Annotated in this window: 12 protein-coding genes; 7 read left to right on the forward strand and 5 right to left on the reverse strand. The window is 61.1% G+C overall.

Features of this window, described 5'->3' with window-relative positions; translation table 11 throughout:
* Positions 1–1,152: a cupin domain-containing protein gene (locus tag IB285_RS00970; RefSeq protein WP_190788934.1), complete on the forward strand. Its 1,152-nt coding sequence runs from the start codon at positions 1–3 to the stop codon at positions 1,150–1,152.
* Here the strand turns inward: IB285_RS00970 and IB285_RS00975 are convergent.
* On the reverse strand, positions 1,149–1,700 hold the full coding sequence (locus IB285_RS00975) for a pseudouridine synthase (RefSeq protein ID WP_190786414.1): 552 nt from the start codon (positions 1,698–1,700) through the stop codon (positions 1,149–1,151). The two genes, IB285_RS00970 and IB285_RS00975, sit on opposite strands and share 4 nt — an antisense overlap.
* Positions 1,701–1,782: 82 nt before the next feature.
* Here IB285_RS00975 and IB285_RS00980 point away from each other — a divergent pair, with 82 nt between their 5' ends.
* On the forward strand, positions 1,783–2,748 hold the full coding sequence (locus IB285_RS00980; protein WP_190786415.1) for an NAD(P)H-binding protein: 966 nt from the start codon (positions 1,783–1,785) through the stop codon (positions 2,746–2,748).
* Here IB285_RS00980 and IB285_RS00985 read toward each other — a convergent pair.
* The 4 genes from IB285_RS00985 to IB285_RS01000 are packed head-to-tail and all read right to left on the reverse strand — an operon-like array spanning position 2,745 to position 7,647.
* On the reverse strand, positions 2,745–3,668 hold the full coding sequence (locus tag IB285_RS00985) for a TauD/TfdA family dioxygenase (protein WP_190786416.1): 924 nt from the start codon (positions 3,666–3,668) through the stop codon (positions 2,745–2,747). The two genes, IB285_RS00980 and IB285_RS00985, sit on opposite strands and share 4 nt — an antisense overlap.
* On the reverse strand, positions 3,661–4,617 hold the full coding sequence (locus tag IB285_RS00990; RefSeq protein WP_328705829.1) for an aldo/keto reductase: 957 nt from the start codon (positions 4,615–4,617) through the stop codon (positions 3,661–3,663). The genes IB285_RS00985 and IB285_RS00990 overlap by 8 nt, the downstream gene beginning before the upstream one ends.
* A gap of 8 nt (positions 4,618–4,625) precedes the next feature.
* Positions 4,626–5,699 carry a Gfo/Idh/MocA family protein gene (locus tag IB285_RS00995; protein WP_190786417.1) on the reverse strand — a complete coding sequence of 358 codons (1,074 nt, stop codon included), beginning with the start codon at positions 5,697–5,699 and terminating at the stop codon, positions 4,626–4,628.
* A 40-nt stretch (positions 5,700–5,739) separates the two neighbouring features.
* Entirely contained in the window at positions 5,740–7,647 is a 1,908-nt protein-coding gene (locus tag IB285_RS01000) for a beta-galactosidase (protein ID WP_190786418.1), read from the reverse strand.
* A 156-nt stretch (positions 7,648–7,803) separates the two neighbouring features.
* On the opposite strand from IB285_RS01000, the gene IB285_RS01005 reads away from it, so the two are divergent.
* Genes IB285_RS01005 through IB285_RS01025 form a run of 5 tightly spaced genes read left to right on the forward strand, consistent with a single transcriptional unit; the run spans position 7,804 to position 14,654 of the window.
* Positions 7,804–8,802 (forward strand): ArsR/SmtB family transcription factor, encoded by a 999-nt coding sequence (locus IB285_RS01005; RefSeq protein WP_190786419.1) that lies wholly within the window; start codon positions 7,804–7,806, stop codon positions 8,800–8,802.
* The gene (gene metF / locus IB285_RS01010) at positions 8,799–9,728 is read left to right on the forward strand and encodes a methylenetetrahydrofolate reductase [NAD(P)H] (RefSeq protein ID WP_190786420.1); all 930 of its coding nucleotides are present in this window, start codon (positions 8,799–8,801) and stop codon (positions 9,726–9,728) included. Before IB285_RS01005 ends, metF begins: the two co-directional genes overlap by 4 nt.
* A complete protein-coding gene (locus IB285_RS01015) occupies positions 9,725–10,771 on the forward strand; it encodes a homocysteine S-methyltransferase family protein (RefSeq protein ID WP_190786421.1) in 1,047 nt (348 codons plus the stop codon). The genes metF and IB285_RS01015 overlap by 4 nt, the downstream gene beginning before the upstream one ends.
* 3 nt (positions 10,772–10,774) lie before the next feature.
* Complete coding sequence (gene metH / locus IB285_RS01020; protein ID WP_190786422.1) at positions 10,775–13,420, forward strand: methionine synthase; 2,646 nt, start codon at positions 10,775–10,777, stop codon at positions 13,418–13,420.
* Positions 13,421–13,466: 46 nt separating this feature from the next.
* Positions 13,467–14,654, forward strand: coding sequence for a serine hydrolase domain-containing protein (locus tag IB285_RS01025; RefSeq protein WP_190786423.1), 1,188 nt, complete (start codon positions 13,467–13,469; stop codon positions 14,652–14,654).
* Positions 14,655–14,705 lie beyond the last annotated feature (51 nt).

Raw genomic sequence — 14,705 nt, forward strand, 5'->3', positions numbered from 1 at the left:
CTGCGTTTCAGAGACTTCGACGCGCAGGCATTTCTTCGCGAGTATTGGCAGAAAAAGCCGCTGCTGATCCGCAATCCATGGACCGAGTGGCGAAACCCGCTGGAGCCGAACGAGCTCGCAGGGCTCGCCTGCGAGGCGCATGTGGAATCGCGCCTTATTTCGGAAGCCGCTGACGAATGGGCACTGGAACACGGGCCTGTTGCAGAAGATCGATTTAACGAATTGGGCAAGGCCCCATGGACGCTGCTGGTGCAGGCGGTCGATCACTACGTGCCCGAGGTGGCCGAGTTGCTCGATCCGTTTCGCTTCATTCCCAATTGGCGCATCGACGATGTCATGGTCAGCTATGCCACCGATGGCGGCGGCGTTGGTGCGCATTTCGATCAGTACGATGTCTTTCTCATACAGGGTCTCGGCAGGCGTCGCTGGGAATTGGGCGGGCTTTGCAACGATGACACGCCGCTGCTTCCGCACGACGGTCTGCGTCTGCTGGCCGAGTTCGAGCCCGAGCAGGAGTGGGTGCTCGAACCCGGAGACATCCTCTATGTCCCGCCGCAGATTGCCCATCGCGGCGTAGCGGTCGGACATGATTGCATGACATACTCAGTCGGTTTTCGCGCGCCGTCACGCGATGAGCTCATCGCGGGCTGGGCGGACACAGTGACGAGCGGCGACAATGACGATGATCGCTACACCGACCCGGACTTGGCCATGCAAGCGAATGCTGGCGAGATTTCCGATGATGCTCTCGCCCGGCTGCGAGCGATGATTGCCGAGCGCTTGAACGACAAGGAAGCGTTTGCGCGCTGGTTCGGCGAATTCGCGACCGCGCCGAAGAACGATCGGATCGACTGGCGGCTCGAAAACCCGGTTACGATCGATCACGTCTCCGCGATGTTCGAAACGGAGCAGGTCGTGCTGCGCAATCCGGCGAGCCGCTTTGCGTATATCAGCGAGGATGGCGGTGAAGTGTTGCTGATGGTCGATGGGGAGTGCATTCCTTGCGGGGGCACGGTTGCGGCATTCGCAAAAGCGATTTGCGCGGGCCCACGTGTAGAGGTTACGCCAGATCAGGTTTTCGCAGACGTGAGCGAACTCACCTGTGATTTGATCAATCGCGGTTGCCTCGCCTTCGAGCGCGGCGAAAGCTAGCGCGCCTTTGTTTCGGTCCACGTCCCGGGCGCGATGCCGCCCAGCTCCCACTCGCCGATCGACCAGCGCACCAGGCGCAATGTCGGGAAACCGATTGCCGCAGTCATGCGCCGCACCTGCCGGTTTTTGCCTTCGCGCAAGGTCAGCTCGATCCAGCTGTCCGGGACCGATTTGCGGACCCTGATCGGCGGGTCGCGCGGCCATAATGCGGGTTCTTCGATGCGCTGCACTTCGGCCGGGCGGGTGATGCCATCTTTCAGCCGAACACCGCTGCGCAGGCGATCGAGCGCAGCTTCGCCAGGCTCCCCCTCCACCTGAACAAGATAGGTCTTCGGCAATTTGAACCGCGGATCGGCTATGCGCGCCTGAAGCTTTCCGTCATCGCATAGCAGGAGCAGCCCCTCGCTATCGCGGTCCAATCTTCCCGCTGGATAGACGCCCGGCACTTTGATGAAATCCGAAAGCGTTTGGCGTTTGGTCGGGCTCCTCCGGTCCGTGAACTGCGACAGCACGCCGAAGGGTTTGTTGAACAGAAGAAGACGCGCCATCGTGCGACCTTCGACAGCGTCAGAGCGAAGTCAAGAGGCCGACTTGCGTGCAGGTGGCAGCTGTGGTCATGCTAGTGGCTGGATGACTGAAGAAGACGGGACGCAGCGCATTCGCATCTTGGTCGCAGGGGCAAGCGGAACGATTGGACGTGCGGTTGTGCGTGCGCTGGTCGAGGGCGGGCATGACGCCGTGTGCCTGCTCCGCCGGTCCGTGAGCGGGGAGGAAGCTGCGCGCGAATGTGCCGCGAGCGGCGCGGGTGTCCTTTTCGCAGATTTTGGAAAGCTGGAGGCCCTTCGTGAAGCCGTCCGCGAGGCCGCGCCGCAATGCGTGGTATCCTGCCTCGCATCGCGTAGCGGATCGCCCAAGGACACTCGGGCTGTCGATTACCGGGCCAATGTGAACCTGCTCCGAGCCGCCGAACACGCAGAGGCGGAGCACTTTCTTCTCCTGTCGGCGATTTGCGTCCAGAAACCGCGATTGGCGTTTCAGCATGCCAAGCTGGATTTCGAGAAAGAGCTGGTGGAAAGCGCGCTCGATCACACGATCGTGAGACCGACCGCGTTCTTCAAGTCGCTCTCGGGACAGGTCGCACGGGTCGCCAAAGGCAAGCCGTTTCTGCTGTTCGGCGATGGAGAGCTCACGAGGTGCAAGCCCATCAGCGACCGCGACCTTGCGCGCTTTATAGCAAACTGCGTTTCTGATCAGGAGAAGCGCAACCAGATCTTGCCGATTGGCGGGCCAGGACCGGCGATCTCTCCGCGCGAGCAGGGCGAGATGCTGTTCGCTCTGACCGGCAAGGAACCGCGATACCGTTCGATTTCGCCAGCGCTTTTCGATCTCGCCGCGCGCGTGCTCTCGGCAGGCTCGCCTTTCTCCGACTGGCTCGCCGAAAAAACCGAATATGCGCGCATCGCGAAGTATTACGCGACCGAAAGCATGCTGGTGCTGGATCCCGTAACCGGTGAATATTCAGCAGCCGCGACCCCGGAGTTCGGAAGCGATACGCTGCGCGCCCGTTACGAACAAATGCTGGCGGAGACGAGCTAGGCCACCAGTGACGCGAGTACGCGGCGCTTGCCCTCGAAGGGCTTGCGACCGTGCATGACGAGGTAGTTGTCGACCAGCGCCACATCACCCGGCTGCCATGCCAGGTCTGCGGTCAATTCATCGGCAATTTCTATCGCCGGTGCCATGTCCTGCGACGTGATCGGCGTTCCGTCGCCAAAGGTAATCGCCCGGTTCGGGTCGTTTCGGCTGTCCGCCCAACCGCGAAACGCCGCAATGAGCTGGTTGAAGAAGCTGCGGCGACCGTCGCCGATGGTGCGCACCGCCGGTAGCGCGGGCGTCGTTGCGCGCAGGCTGCCATCAGATTGCCATTCCCACGAATAGCCGAGTTCGCGCAGACGGGCCTCCGCTGCGACTCTGTTGTCGACGCTCAGCGTGCTGCGCCAGCTGCGCCCCTGGCCTGAACCAGCATCGTCGTCGCCCGGCATAACGTTGGTGTAGCGGACGCCTTCGGCCTCGACGCGCGCGACGAACGCGGGTGCTTCTTTGCCCAGCCGGTCGAGCACCCAATCGGAGCGGCACAATGGAGTCGCCCCGCCAGTCTCCGCTGCGATCTCGCAATAGAAGAACAGTTTCGAGGGATAGAGCGGCGTCTGCGCCATCTCGTGATGCAGGAAAATCTCGGTCGTCGGCGGCGCTTCGTTGGCGGTGAAGACGCGGGGCGTCACATTGGTGCGCACGGCATTCGATAGCGAGTCTTCATAGGTGAAGCCCGGCTCTCCGTATCCCTGAACGGCCGCGTCGAAAGCCACCGGATCGGGGACGTCGAACCCGCGAAACAACAGCGCGCCCGCATCGCTCAAGGCTGCATCTACCGCAGTCTTGTTGGCAGCGAGAAAGGCGGCAAGATCACCGCCTCCTGCGATGGTCGCGGGAAATTCCTGTGCCGCTGCGTCAGTCATAGATCGGATGGAATGTGTTGAAGGCCGCTTCGGTGAATGTCCCCGGATCGTTGAAGCGGCGATTGAGATTGAGCGCGCCGATGGCCGCCATTTCCACCTGCGACAGTTCGAAGTCGAACACGTCCAAATTTTCCCTCATGCGCTCAGGTTTCGTGGTCTTGGGAATGATAGCAGTTCCGCGCTGAATTCCCCAGCGCAGCAGCACTTGCGCCGGTGTTTTCCCGTGCGCATCGGCGGCGACCATCACTGGCGCCGCGCCGAGCAGGCTCTCGCCCTCGGCGGCCATGTCGAGTTCGAAATAGCTTTGCGCCCCGAGAGGTGAGAAGGCCGTCACATCCATCCCGTATTGCTTCGCAAGTCGGATCAGGCGCTCCTGCGTCAGATAGGGATGCGATTCGATCTGGAGCATCGCGGGCTTTATCCGCGCATAGCTCATCAGATCGTGGAGCAACGCCGAATTGTAATTGCACACGCCGATTTGCTTCACGAGGCCCTTGTCCACGAGCGCTTCCATCGCTGCCCATGTCTCTTGCAGCGGCACCTCGGCCGGTTTCATCACCGGATTTGGCGCGTCCGGATCGTGCAGCCACTCGGGCGGATAGCGCTCATCGATCGGCACGTATTCGAGGGCGATGGGGAAATGGATCAGATAGAGATCGAGGTAATCGAGCTGCAGATCTTCCAGCGATTTGCGGCAAGCTTCTTCCACATGCTGCGGCGCGTGGAAGGTGTTCCAGAGCTTCGAGGTGAGCCACAAATCCTCGCGGGAGACGAGCCCATCCGCCATCGCCTGCGTCAGACCTTCGCCGGTTTGCATCTCGTTGGCGTAATCGGCTGCGCTGTCGAAATGGCGATAGCCTGCGCGCACGGCTTCGACCACGCATGATGCGGTGTCGTCCTGCGGTATTTTCCATAGGCCGAAGCCGATGCGGGGCATTTTCTGAAGCACGTCTGTTCCTAAACCTCGAAAGTGATATCGACCGGCTGGCCGGTTGCAATGGATTGCTGGGCGGCTGCGCCCATGACAACCGAGCGATAGCCGTCGCGCGCATCGATCAGCGGTTTCGTGCCATGCACAAGCGCCTCGTGGAAATCGCGCTGCTGAAAGTATGTCGCGCCGTGGTGATCACCCGCAGCGAGCGCTTCTGCCGGGGTGTCCACATGCGTGACGATCGGGCCGGACTTGTCGCGCGGCGACCAGATGACTTCGCCGGATGGCAGCATCACTTCCATTTTCCCGCCAGGGCCGACAGCGCTTATCTCTTCCTGCTCCTGTGAACCCTCGGCAAACATGCAAAGGTCGAGCATCGCCCGCGCGCCGCCTGCAAAATCGACCATCACGAAGGCGTTGTCGATAATGTCGGGCGTCTCGCCATCGTAGCGCTCTTCGAGGTGGTTCACATCCTGCGCGCCGCTTGCAAAAACCCGCACCGGTTCATCGCGAAGGATCTGACGCATCAGGTCGAAGAAATGGCAGCATTTCTCGACTAGCGTCCCGCCGGTGTTGCGATTGAACCGGTTCCAGTCCCCAACCTTGACCAGGAACGGGAAGCGATGCTCGCGAATGGCCAGCATCTTGATATCGCCTGCTTCGCCCGCGTGCAGGCGCTCGATAAACCGCGTGACCGGAGGCATGTAACGATATTCGAGCCCCACCCAGAAGAGGCCGGGGTAATCCGCTGCAGCCTTGGCAAGCGCCTTGGCATCGGAGAGCGCCGTACACATCGGCTTTTCGAGCAAAATCGCCGCGCCTCGCTCCATTACCGGTTTGACGAGATCGAAATGGGTGAAATTGGGCGAGGCGATGATGACCGCATCGGGCGCTGCCTGATCGAGCATTTCGGTGTTGTCCGAATACAGCCGCACGTCCTGGCCAAGGCGCGTCGCAAGCTCCGCGGCTGCCTCCCGCGATCCAGCGTCGGGATCGGCAATCGCGATGAGGTCTGCACCCGGTACAAGCGCCAGGTTCTGCATATGCTCGCGGCCCATCATGCCGCAGCCGATAATCGCGTATGTCCGTGAGGCGCTCATCGCGATCCCCATGTGCGCAGCCGGGCGGCTTGGCAAGCGATCATGTCGTGAGCGGGGTCACGACGAACGAGGCTGGCGCGATCGTGTCGCCCGTGCCCGCAAATTGCACCGGCTCCAAACCGTAGTTGAAGACGAATTGATGCGTTGCCGTCCGGCGAATACGCAGACCTTTGGGCAGGCGCATCGTCTCGATGCCCGCTTCACTGCCCATCTGTTCGATCAGGCTGGTCAGCAGCGAGCCGTCCGGCCAGCCGGCGCAATAGCGATAATTGTTGTTTGCGAAGACAATGCCGCGCCCGCATTCGAGGGCGATCTCTGGCTCAAGCTCGCTTTCGATATGCTCCAGCCAGCGGGTGATCTCGAAGCCATCGCCGCGATGCGTGCACCCATCGCGAATGCTTTCGACGCGGCTGACGGTCAGCGGTAGGAACGCGCGCAATCCGCCTGGTGCCAAATCGTCGGGAATCGTGAAACTTGGCGTCTTGCTGCCCGAACGCGGACCGATCAGCACCGGGCAATCCAGCTCGCGAAGCTCTTCTACGAACTCATCGGAAATAATCGGCAATGTCGGAGCGAGCACGATCTTGTACCCGTCGAGCGATGCGCCGGCTGACACGATATCGACGTCGAGCCCAAGCCGCCGCAGCGCCGAATACCATTCGTAGACCAGCTCCAGATAGCGGAAGCTTGCTCCTTGCGGCTGGATCCCGCACACCCACGCAGCTTCGTATGAGAACACCAGTGCCACGGGGGCCTGCGCCATTTGCTGCGGGCCAAGCTCAGCGATCTTTCGTGCCGCTATGCGCACCTCATCCGCCGCTTCGGCTTCCTCGCTGTCCGGCCGCAGTAAGCCTGCATGCATCTGCTCCTGCGCGAATGGCGCTTGGCGCCAGCGGAAATAGCTGGTGAATTCGGCCCCATGGGCGAACGCTTCCATCGTCCAGAGCGCAACCATTCCGGGCAGGGGAGCGGGATTGAAGCGCGCCCAGTTCACCGGGCCCGGCTGCTGCTCCATCACACCCCAGCGCCCGCCCGAGCATCCGCGATAGAGATCATGGTGGAACGCGGCGATATCCGGGTGACCCTGACGCATGTAATCGCGCTTGTTTGCGTCACCGAACCAGAACTGTTCAAGAAAGCCGAGGGGGTAGCTGTCCCATGTCGCAATATCGAGATCGCGCCCGACATCGTGGTGATCAAACTCGGTGAAAAACCCCATGAAATTGTGCGTAATGTCGCGGTCGGGCGAATGCTGCCTGATGATATCGACCTGCTCGCGGTTGAAGCTGACGACTTCGTCCGACGCGAAGCGGCGGTAATCCAGCCAATGCGCGGGATTGGCCTCGGTCACGGTGAGGTTGGGCGGATCGACCTCATCGAAGGAGCGATATTCCATGCTCCAGAACACATTGCCCCATGCCCGATTAAGTGCATCGGGCGTACCGTATCTGGCGTGTAGCCAGATACGGAACCGGGCGGCAGCGGCCTCGGAAAAACTCAGCACCGTGTCGTGGCAGCCGAATTCATTATCGGTCTGCCACGCGGTGACGGCGGGATGGGTGCCATATCGCTTCGCCATCGCAGTGGCGATCCGGCGGCATTCCTGGCGGTAACCCCCATGCGAGAAACAATAGTGGCGCCGCGATCCGAAGCCGCGCGGCTTCCCCTGCTCGTCGATTGCGACCATGTTCGGCATCGTATCGACCAGCCATTTGGGCGGTGTTGCGGTTGGCGTGCCAAGAATGATCTTGAGGCCTGCATCGCTCAGCGTTTCGATAGCGCGGTCGAGCCACTCCCAATGCAGCTGGCCCGGTTCCGGTTCGATGCGGCTCCAAGCAAACTCCCCGATGCGCACGAGGGACAGGCCCATCTCGGCCATGCGCCGGGCATCTTCGGCCCACATTTCTTCTGGCCAGTGTTCAGGGTAGTAACAGCATCCAAGCTTCATGGGGTCCCCTCGACGATATGCGCGGCCAAGACGCCGTTTCGACATCGCCAAACACGAATGCAAGCGCATTCGCTTCTTTTAACCGCTGGCGAACGAGGCACATGCTGTGAAACGAAGGCATTTACAGATATAAAAATATCTTTATATCCATCCTGCATGGCGATCGAAACGATCTTCAAAGCCTTGGCAGACCCGACCCGGCTTCGCATCGCGCGGCTGCTGGGTACCATGGAACTCGCCGTGGGTGAATTGGCGCAAGTGCTCGGGCAAAGCCAGCCGCGCGTGTCCCGCCATGTCGGTATCCTGTGCGACGCGTGTCTCGCAGAGCGCCGCCGCGAAGGAAGCTGGGTGTTCCTGCGTTCGACCAGCGGATCGGACAGCAGCAATCCGATAGTCGAAGCGGCCGAACGATTGCTGGCGACCGCCGAACGCGAGGATGCAGAGTTCGCGGAATTATGCCGGGCAGATCGTCAGAAGCTTGCCGCAATTCGAAATGCCCGGGAAACATCGGCGGAGGCGTACTTTGCGCGCAGTGCCGGCGACTGGGACGATTTGCGCGCGCTTCACAGCCCGGACGCTCAGGTCGAGCAGAAACTTGCCGAGGCGCTGGGCGATGCACCGCTCGGATCGGTGCTCGATATCGGCACCGGCACAGGCCGAATGGCGGAATTCTTTGCCGACAAGGCCGAGCATGTCGTTGCGCTCGACAAGAACCTAGAAATGCTCCGCGTTGCTCGGGCCAAACTGCAACATCTTCCCACTGCGCAAATCGAGTTGGTGCAGGGCGACTTTTCGGACTTGCCGTTCCAGGCCGCCAGTTTCGATACGGTGCTGCTGCATCAGGTCCTCCATTTCGCGCAGGATCCGGCGCTTCCTCTTGCCGAGGCTGCGCGCGTGACGCGACCGGGAGGGCGGATCGCGATTGTCGATTTCGCCAGCCATGACCGTGAAGAGCTGCGGACGCGGCACCAGCATTCCCGGCTCGGCTTTTCCGACAGGCAGGTACGCGACCTGCTGCGCTCGTCCGGCTTCACAGCCCGCGATCCCATCGCACTTGAAGGCGGTGAGCTGATTGTCAAAATCTGGCTTGGGAAACGCCGCGATCTTCCTGAAAGCCACAATCCCGCAACCCCTGCCAAAGAGCGATCCGCATGACGCCAACTCTCGATCAACTTCACGAAGCGCGCACCGCTGTCGACACGCCGCTGTTTTCCGGCCTCCCTGGTGATGTCGACGTAAGTTTCGAATTTTTCCCGCCCAAAAGCGAAAAGATGGAAGCGCAGCTGTGGGATGCGGTGCAGCAATTGAAGCCGCTTGCGCCGAGCTTTGTCTCGGTCACATACGGCGCAGGTGGCTCGACGCGTGAGCGCACCCACGCAACCGTGGCGAGGATCATTGCAGAGGCAAACCTGCCCGCTGCCGCCCACCTTACGTGTGTCGGCGCATCGAAAGCCGAAATCCGCGAAGTGGCGGAGCATTATTGGGAAGCAGGAGTGCGTCACATCGTCGCCCTGCGCGGCGATGCAGGCGAACCGGGTGCCCCGTTCACTCCGCACTCGGAAGGCTATGCGAGCGCCGCCGAATTGGTGGCTGGTCTCAAGAATATCGCCGATTTCGAAATCTCGGTCGCCGCGTACCCGGAAACGCACCCGGACGCGGACTGCCCGCAGGCCGACATCGACAATCTGAAACGCAAGCTGGATGCGGGCGCGAGCCGCGCGATCAGCCAGTTTTTCTTTTCGCCCGAAACCTTCTTCCGCTTCCGCGACCAATTGGCGGCGGCGGGTATCGAGCAGCCGGTCTTGCCGGGCATCTTGCCGGTCACCAATGTCGCGCAGGCGCGCAAGTTTGCAGGCGCATGCGGCGCCAAGATCCCCGGCTGGATGGACGGCCTGTTCGAAGGACTCGATGAAAAGCCTGCCGCACGCAAACTGGTCGCAGCAACGGTCGCGGCCGAGCTTTGCCGCAGGCTGTACGCAGGCGGTGAGCGCGACTTCCATTTCTACACGCTCAATCGCCCTGAACTCGCTTATGCGATCTGCCATATGCTTGGGAAACGTCCCGTTGGAGAGACGGCATGAACGCGCGCGAAAAGCTCAACGAAGCAGCCAAGGAGCGCGTCCTGATCTTCGACGGCGCATTCGGGACGCAAATTCAGAACCGCAAGCTCACCGAAGAGGATTACGCGGGCGATCTCGGGCTGAAGGCCGATCAGAAAGGCAACAACGATATCCTTGCGCTGACCCGGCCCGACGTGATCGAAGACATCACGCGGAGCTATCTGGATTCGGGATCGGATGTCATCTCTACGAACACGTTCTCGGCCAATCGCATCAGTCAGGCCGACTATGCTGCCGAAGATCAGGTCGAAGCGATCAATATCGCCAGCGGCCGGATCGCACGCGGACTTGCCGACGAGTATGAATCGAAGGACGGGCGCCCGCGCTTCGTCGCCGGCGCCATCGGTCCGACCAACAAGACCCTGTCGCTTAGTCCGGATGTCGAAGACCCCGGCTACCGCGAAATCGATTTCGATGAACTGACTGCGGTTTATTACGAGCAGGCCGCAGCCCTGATCGAAGGCGGCTGCGATTTCATCCTGATCGAGACGGTGTTCGACACGCTCAATGCGAAGGCCGGAATCATGGCGGTCAAGCAGCTCGAGGCGGCGCTCGGACGCGATATCCCAGTCATGATTTCGATGACGCTCACCGATTTGTCGGGCCGAAACCTGTCCGGCCACACGGTCGAGGCGTTCTGGTATGCGGTGAGGCACGCGAACCCGGTCACCATCGGCCTAAATTGCAGCTTCGGCGCGGACCAGCTGCGCCCGCATGTACAGTCGCTTTCGGGCATCGCGGACACCTTGCTGATGGCTTATCCAAATGCAGGCCTACCGAACGAGCTTGGTGAGTACGACGAAATGCCGGAGACGACGGCGGCATTGGTCAGGCAGTGGGCCGAGAACGGTCAGGCCAATATCCTCGGTGGATGCTGCGGGTCTTCGCCCGCGCATATCCAGGCGATCGCCGACGCTGTTAAGGATCTGCCGCCGCGCACCGTTCCGTCTCCCGAACCTGCCATGCGCCTCTCGGGCCTCGAAGCATTCGTGGTGGCCGCCTGAACCATGAACCAGCAGAGCAGCAGCGCCCGATTTATCAATATCGGTGAGCGTACCAATGTCACCGGTTCCGCACGCTTCAAGAAGCTCATCTTGGCGGACGATTACACCACCGCGATCGAAGTCGCCCGCCAGCAGGTGGAAAACGGCGCGCAGGTGATCGACGTCAACATGGACGAAGGGCTGCTGGATGCGGTCCACGCCATGACGACGTTTCTCAAACTGATCGCGGCAGAGCCCGATATTGCCCGCGTGCCGGTAATGATCGACAGTTCCAAATTCGAAGTGATCGAGGCCGGGCTGAAATGCGTCTCGGGCAAGCCGATCGTCAATTCGATTTCGATGAAGGAAGGCGAAGAGCCCTTCCTTGAGCAAGCGCGCAAATGCATGGCCTACGGCGCGGCGGTCGTGGTCATGGCCTTCGACGAGGTCGGGCAGGCCGATACCAAGGACCGCAAGGTAGAGATCTGCAAGCGCGCCTACGACCTGCTCGTCGCCGAGGGCTTCCCGGCCGAGGACATTATTTTCGATCCCAACATCTTCGCCGTGGCAACGGGGATTGAGGAGCACAACCGCTATGGGCTCGATTTTCTCGAAGCGGTTCGCGAGATCAAGCAGCAGTGCCCGCATGCAAAGACAAGCGGCGGTCTGTCGAACCTGTCCTTCAGCTTTCGCGGTAATGAAACGGTTCGACGCGCGATGCACTCCGTGTTTCTGTACCATGCGATCCCCGCGGGGCTCGACATGGCGATCGTCAATGCAGGGCAACTCGACGTCTACGACCAGATCGACCCGGAACTGCGTGAGGCGTGCGAGGACGTGATCCTGATGCGCCGCGACGATGCGACCGAGCGGCTGATCGACCTCGCCGAAAGCTACAAGGGCAAATCCGTCGCCGATGAGAAAGCTGCCGAGGAATGGCGCGGCTGGGACGTTCGCAAGCGGCTCGAACACGCACTCGTCAAGGGGATCGACGCGCATATTGTCGATGACACCGAAGAAATGCGCAGCGCGACTGCGGACAAGGGCGGACGACCGATCGAAGTGATCGAAGGCCCGCTGATGGATGGGATGAATGTCGTCGGCGACCTGTTCGGCAGCGGCAAGATGTTCTTGCCGCAGGTGGTCAAATCAGCGCGCGTCATGAAAAAAGCCGTGGCCCACCTCATTCCCTTTATCGAGGCGGAGAAGGACCTTCTGCCGGAGGCCGAGCGCAAATCCAAAGGCAAGGTCATAATGGCCACGGTCAAGGGCGACGTGCACGATATCGGCAAGAACATCGTCGGCGTCGTCCTGCAGTGCAATGGCTATGACGTGATCGATCTCGGCGTGATGGTCCCTTGGCCGAAAATCCTCGAAGCGGCGAATGAGAACGATGCCGATATGATCGGTCTGTCAGGCCTCATCACACCGTCGCTCGACGAGATGGTCACGGTGGCAGAGGAGATGCAGCGCTCCGAAATGACGATGCCGCTGCTCATTGGCGGGGCGACGACCAGCAAGGTGCACACCGCTCTGAAGATCGATCCCAATTACGAAGGCCCGGTGATCCATGTCCTCGATGCGAGCCGCGCCGTCGGGGTCGCATCAAAGCTGCTGTCCGACACCCAGCGCGATGAATTCGTGGGCGATACTGCTGGTGAATACGAAAAAGTGCGGCAGGCACGCGCGGGCAAGACACCGAGTGTGCTGCTGAGCCTGCAGGACGCGCGCGCGAATTATTACGACGCCTACCTGTCCGACAAGCCTGCGCCGCCGCTTCAACCCGGCGTGCACACTTTCGACGATTGGGATCTGGCCGACCTGCGCGCCTATATCGATTGGACTCCGTTCTTCCGCGCGTGGGAACTGCACGGCAATTATCCGGCCATTCTCACCGATGAAGTGGTCGGCGAAACCGCCAGCCAGTTGTTCGACGATGCGAACGCCATGCTCGACAAAATCATCGAGGAAAAATGGCTCACCGCCCGCGGTGTTGCGGGCTTCTGGCCCTGCGCGCGCGACGGCGATGATGTGACGATCCACCAGGAATTCATTCGAAAAGGCGGGCGCGAAGAGCATGTCGTTCTTCCCTTCCTGCGCCAACAGGTGAAGAAATCACGCGACCGCGCCAATATGTGCCTCGCTGATTTCATTGACCCTGACGGTGACTGGATCGGCGGCTTTGCAGTCGGGATTCACGGTATCGAGCCGCATATCGCCCGCTTCCAGGCGGATAAGGACGATTATTCGGACATTCTGCTGAAAGCGCTCGCTGACCGGTTCGCCGAAGCTTTTGCCGAGCGGCTCCACCAGCACACCCGGACCGATCTGTGGGGATATGCTCCGGGCGAGCAGCTCACCAACGAAGCGCTGATCAAGGAGGAATATCGCGGTATCCGGCCCGCTCCGGGCTACCCGGCTTGCCCCGATCATTCGCTGAAACCGATCCTGTTTGAGCTTCTCGAAGCCGAAAAGAATGTCGGCCTGACGTTGACCGAAAGCTTCGCCATGTGGCCGACAGCGGCGGTCAGCGGGTTCTATTTCGGCCATCCCGAAGCCCAGTATTTCGGTGTTGCCCGGATCGGTAGCGACCAGCTGGAAGATTACGCCAAGCGGCGCGGTGTCGATGTTGCGACGGCGGAACGCTGGCTGCGTCCCAATCTGGATTAGGCAGATCTCGATTGATATTGGCGGGTTAAGCGGTGATGGTGCGCGCATGACGTTTCGCCTTATCGCCGCGCTGCTATTGATCCTGCCGATGACAGCCCATGCCGCAGAGCCCGTACCCGCGACAGTGGTTATCGCTTTCGACCGCGAGGGCGTGCGCCCGATCATCGTCGAAGGCGTGGCGGACCGCGAGAGCGGGCGCGAGGTCGAGGCGAACGATCCGGTTCGCATCGCCAGCATATCTAAGCTCATCATGGCACTCGCGACCCTGCGGCTCGTGGATGAGGGCAAGGTCGCGCTCGATGCCGATGTCTCGGATTATCTGGGCTGGCAGGTTCGCTCGCCGAATTTTCCCGATGCCAAAGTGACGCTCGCGCAATTGCTCTCCCACCGTTCCGGACTGCGCGACCGCGCTGGTTACGTTATTCCGCTGGGAGAGAGCCTCCAAGAAAAGCTGGCAGAGCCGGAGGCATGGTATGCCGATGCGCCGCCGGGCGAGGCCCCTTTCGAATACGCCAATCTCGGCTCGCCGGTGGTCGCCACCGTGCTCGAGGCGGCAACCGGCGAGAGCTATGACGCAATTGTCGAGCGCACCGTCTTTGGCCCGCTTGGCGTCGAGGGCTGTCTCAACTGGATCGGATGCAGCGAAGAGCAGGTGAAACGCGCTGTCGTGCTCTACCGCGATACCGGTGAAATCGCACGCGATGATCCCGCTGACCTTCCGCCCAACTGCACCGTCCCTGTCGCCGAAGACAGCGAATGCAGCCTTGAAAACTATGTGCCCGGAACCAATGCCTCCGTGTTCAGCCCGCAGGGCGGGGTACGGATTGGCATGATGGACCTTGCCAAGATCGGGCAGCAATTCCTGAAATCGGTCGACGATAACTTCCTGACTGACGAAACGACGATGGCGCTGTTCTTCTCGATCTTTGAAAGGCATGAGGGGCAGGACTTCTTTTGCTCCTACGGGCTCGCGCTCCAGTCGATCGATAATTCGAGTGGGCGATGTGAGGATAACCTCTTCCCCAATGGACGCATTCGTATCGGCCATGCGGGTGAGGCGTATGGGCTGCGTTCGGGTCTCTGGATGGACGTGCGGGCCGGCACAGGCATTGCCTATTTCACGACCGCGGTTCCTCCGCGCCAGTCGGCCGAAGACGAGGGCGGCTTCGATCCGCGCGAAATCGCCTTGATGGAGCGCGCGCAGAGGCTCCTCAGCGAGCAATCCGGCGACTGAACGCACGAAAGTTTCGCGTTTTCCCGGAATATCGCGATGGGCGATTGACGC

The sequence above is a fragment of the Erythrobacter rubeus genome (genome assembly GCF_014705715.1).
In the GTDB taxonomy this organism is placed as follows: domain Bacteria; phylum Pseudomonadota; class Alphaproteobacteria; order Sphingomonadales; family Sphingomonadaceae; genus Erythrobacter; species Erythrobacter rubeus.

Excerpts from the sequence above, each read along its gene's own strand:
- IB285_RS00975 (WP_190786414.1), bottom strand. The coding sequence starts at position 1,700 with ATGGCGCGTCTTCTTCTGTTCAACAAACCCTTCGGCGTGCTGTCGCAG.
- IB285_RS00980 (WP_190786415.1), top strand. The coding sequence starts at position 1,783 with ATGACTGAAGAAGACGGGACGCAGCGCATTCGCATCTTGGTCGCAGGG.
- IB285_RS00985 (WP_190786416.1), bottom strand. The coding sequence starts at position 3,668 with ATGACTGACGCAGCGGCACAGGAATTTCCCGCGACCATCGCAGGAGGC.
- IB285_RS00995 (WP_190786417.1), bottom strand. The coding sequence starts at position 5,699 with ATGAGCGCCTCACGGACATACGCGATTATCGGCTGCGGCATGATGGGC.
- IB285_RS01000 (WP_190786418.1), bottom strand. The coding sequence starts at position 7,647 with ATGAAGCTTGGATGCTGTTACTACCCTGAACACTGGCCAGAAGAAATG.
- IB285_RS01005 (WP_190786419.1), top strand. The coding sequence starts at position 7,804 with ATGGCGATCGAAACGATCTTCAAAGCCTTGGCAGACCCGACCCGGCTT.
- metF (WP_190786420.1), top strand. The coding sequence starts at position 8,799 with ATGACGCCAACTCTCGATCAACTTCACGAAGCGCGCACCGCTGTCGAC.
- IB285_RS01015 (WP_190786421.1), top strand. The coding sequence starts at position 9,725 with ATGAACGCGCGCGAAAAGCTCAACGAAGCAGCCAAGGAGCGCGTCCTG.
- metH (WP_190786422.1), top strand. The coding sequence starts at position 10,775 with ATGAACCAGCAGAGCAGCAGCGCCCGATTTATCAATATCGGTGAGCGT.
- IB285_RS01025 (WP_190786423.1), top strand. The coding sequence starts at position 13,467 with ATGACGTTTCGCCTTATCGCCGCGCTGCTATTGATCCTGCCGATGACA.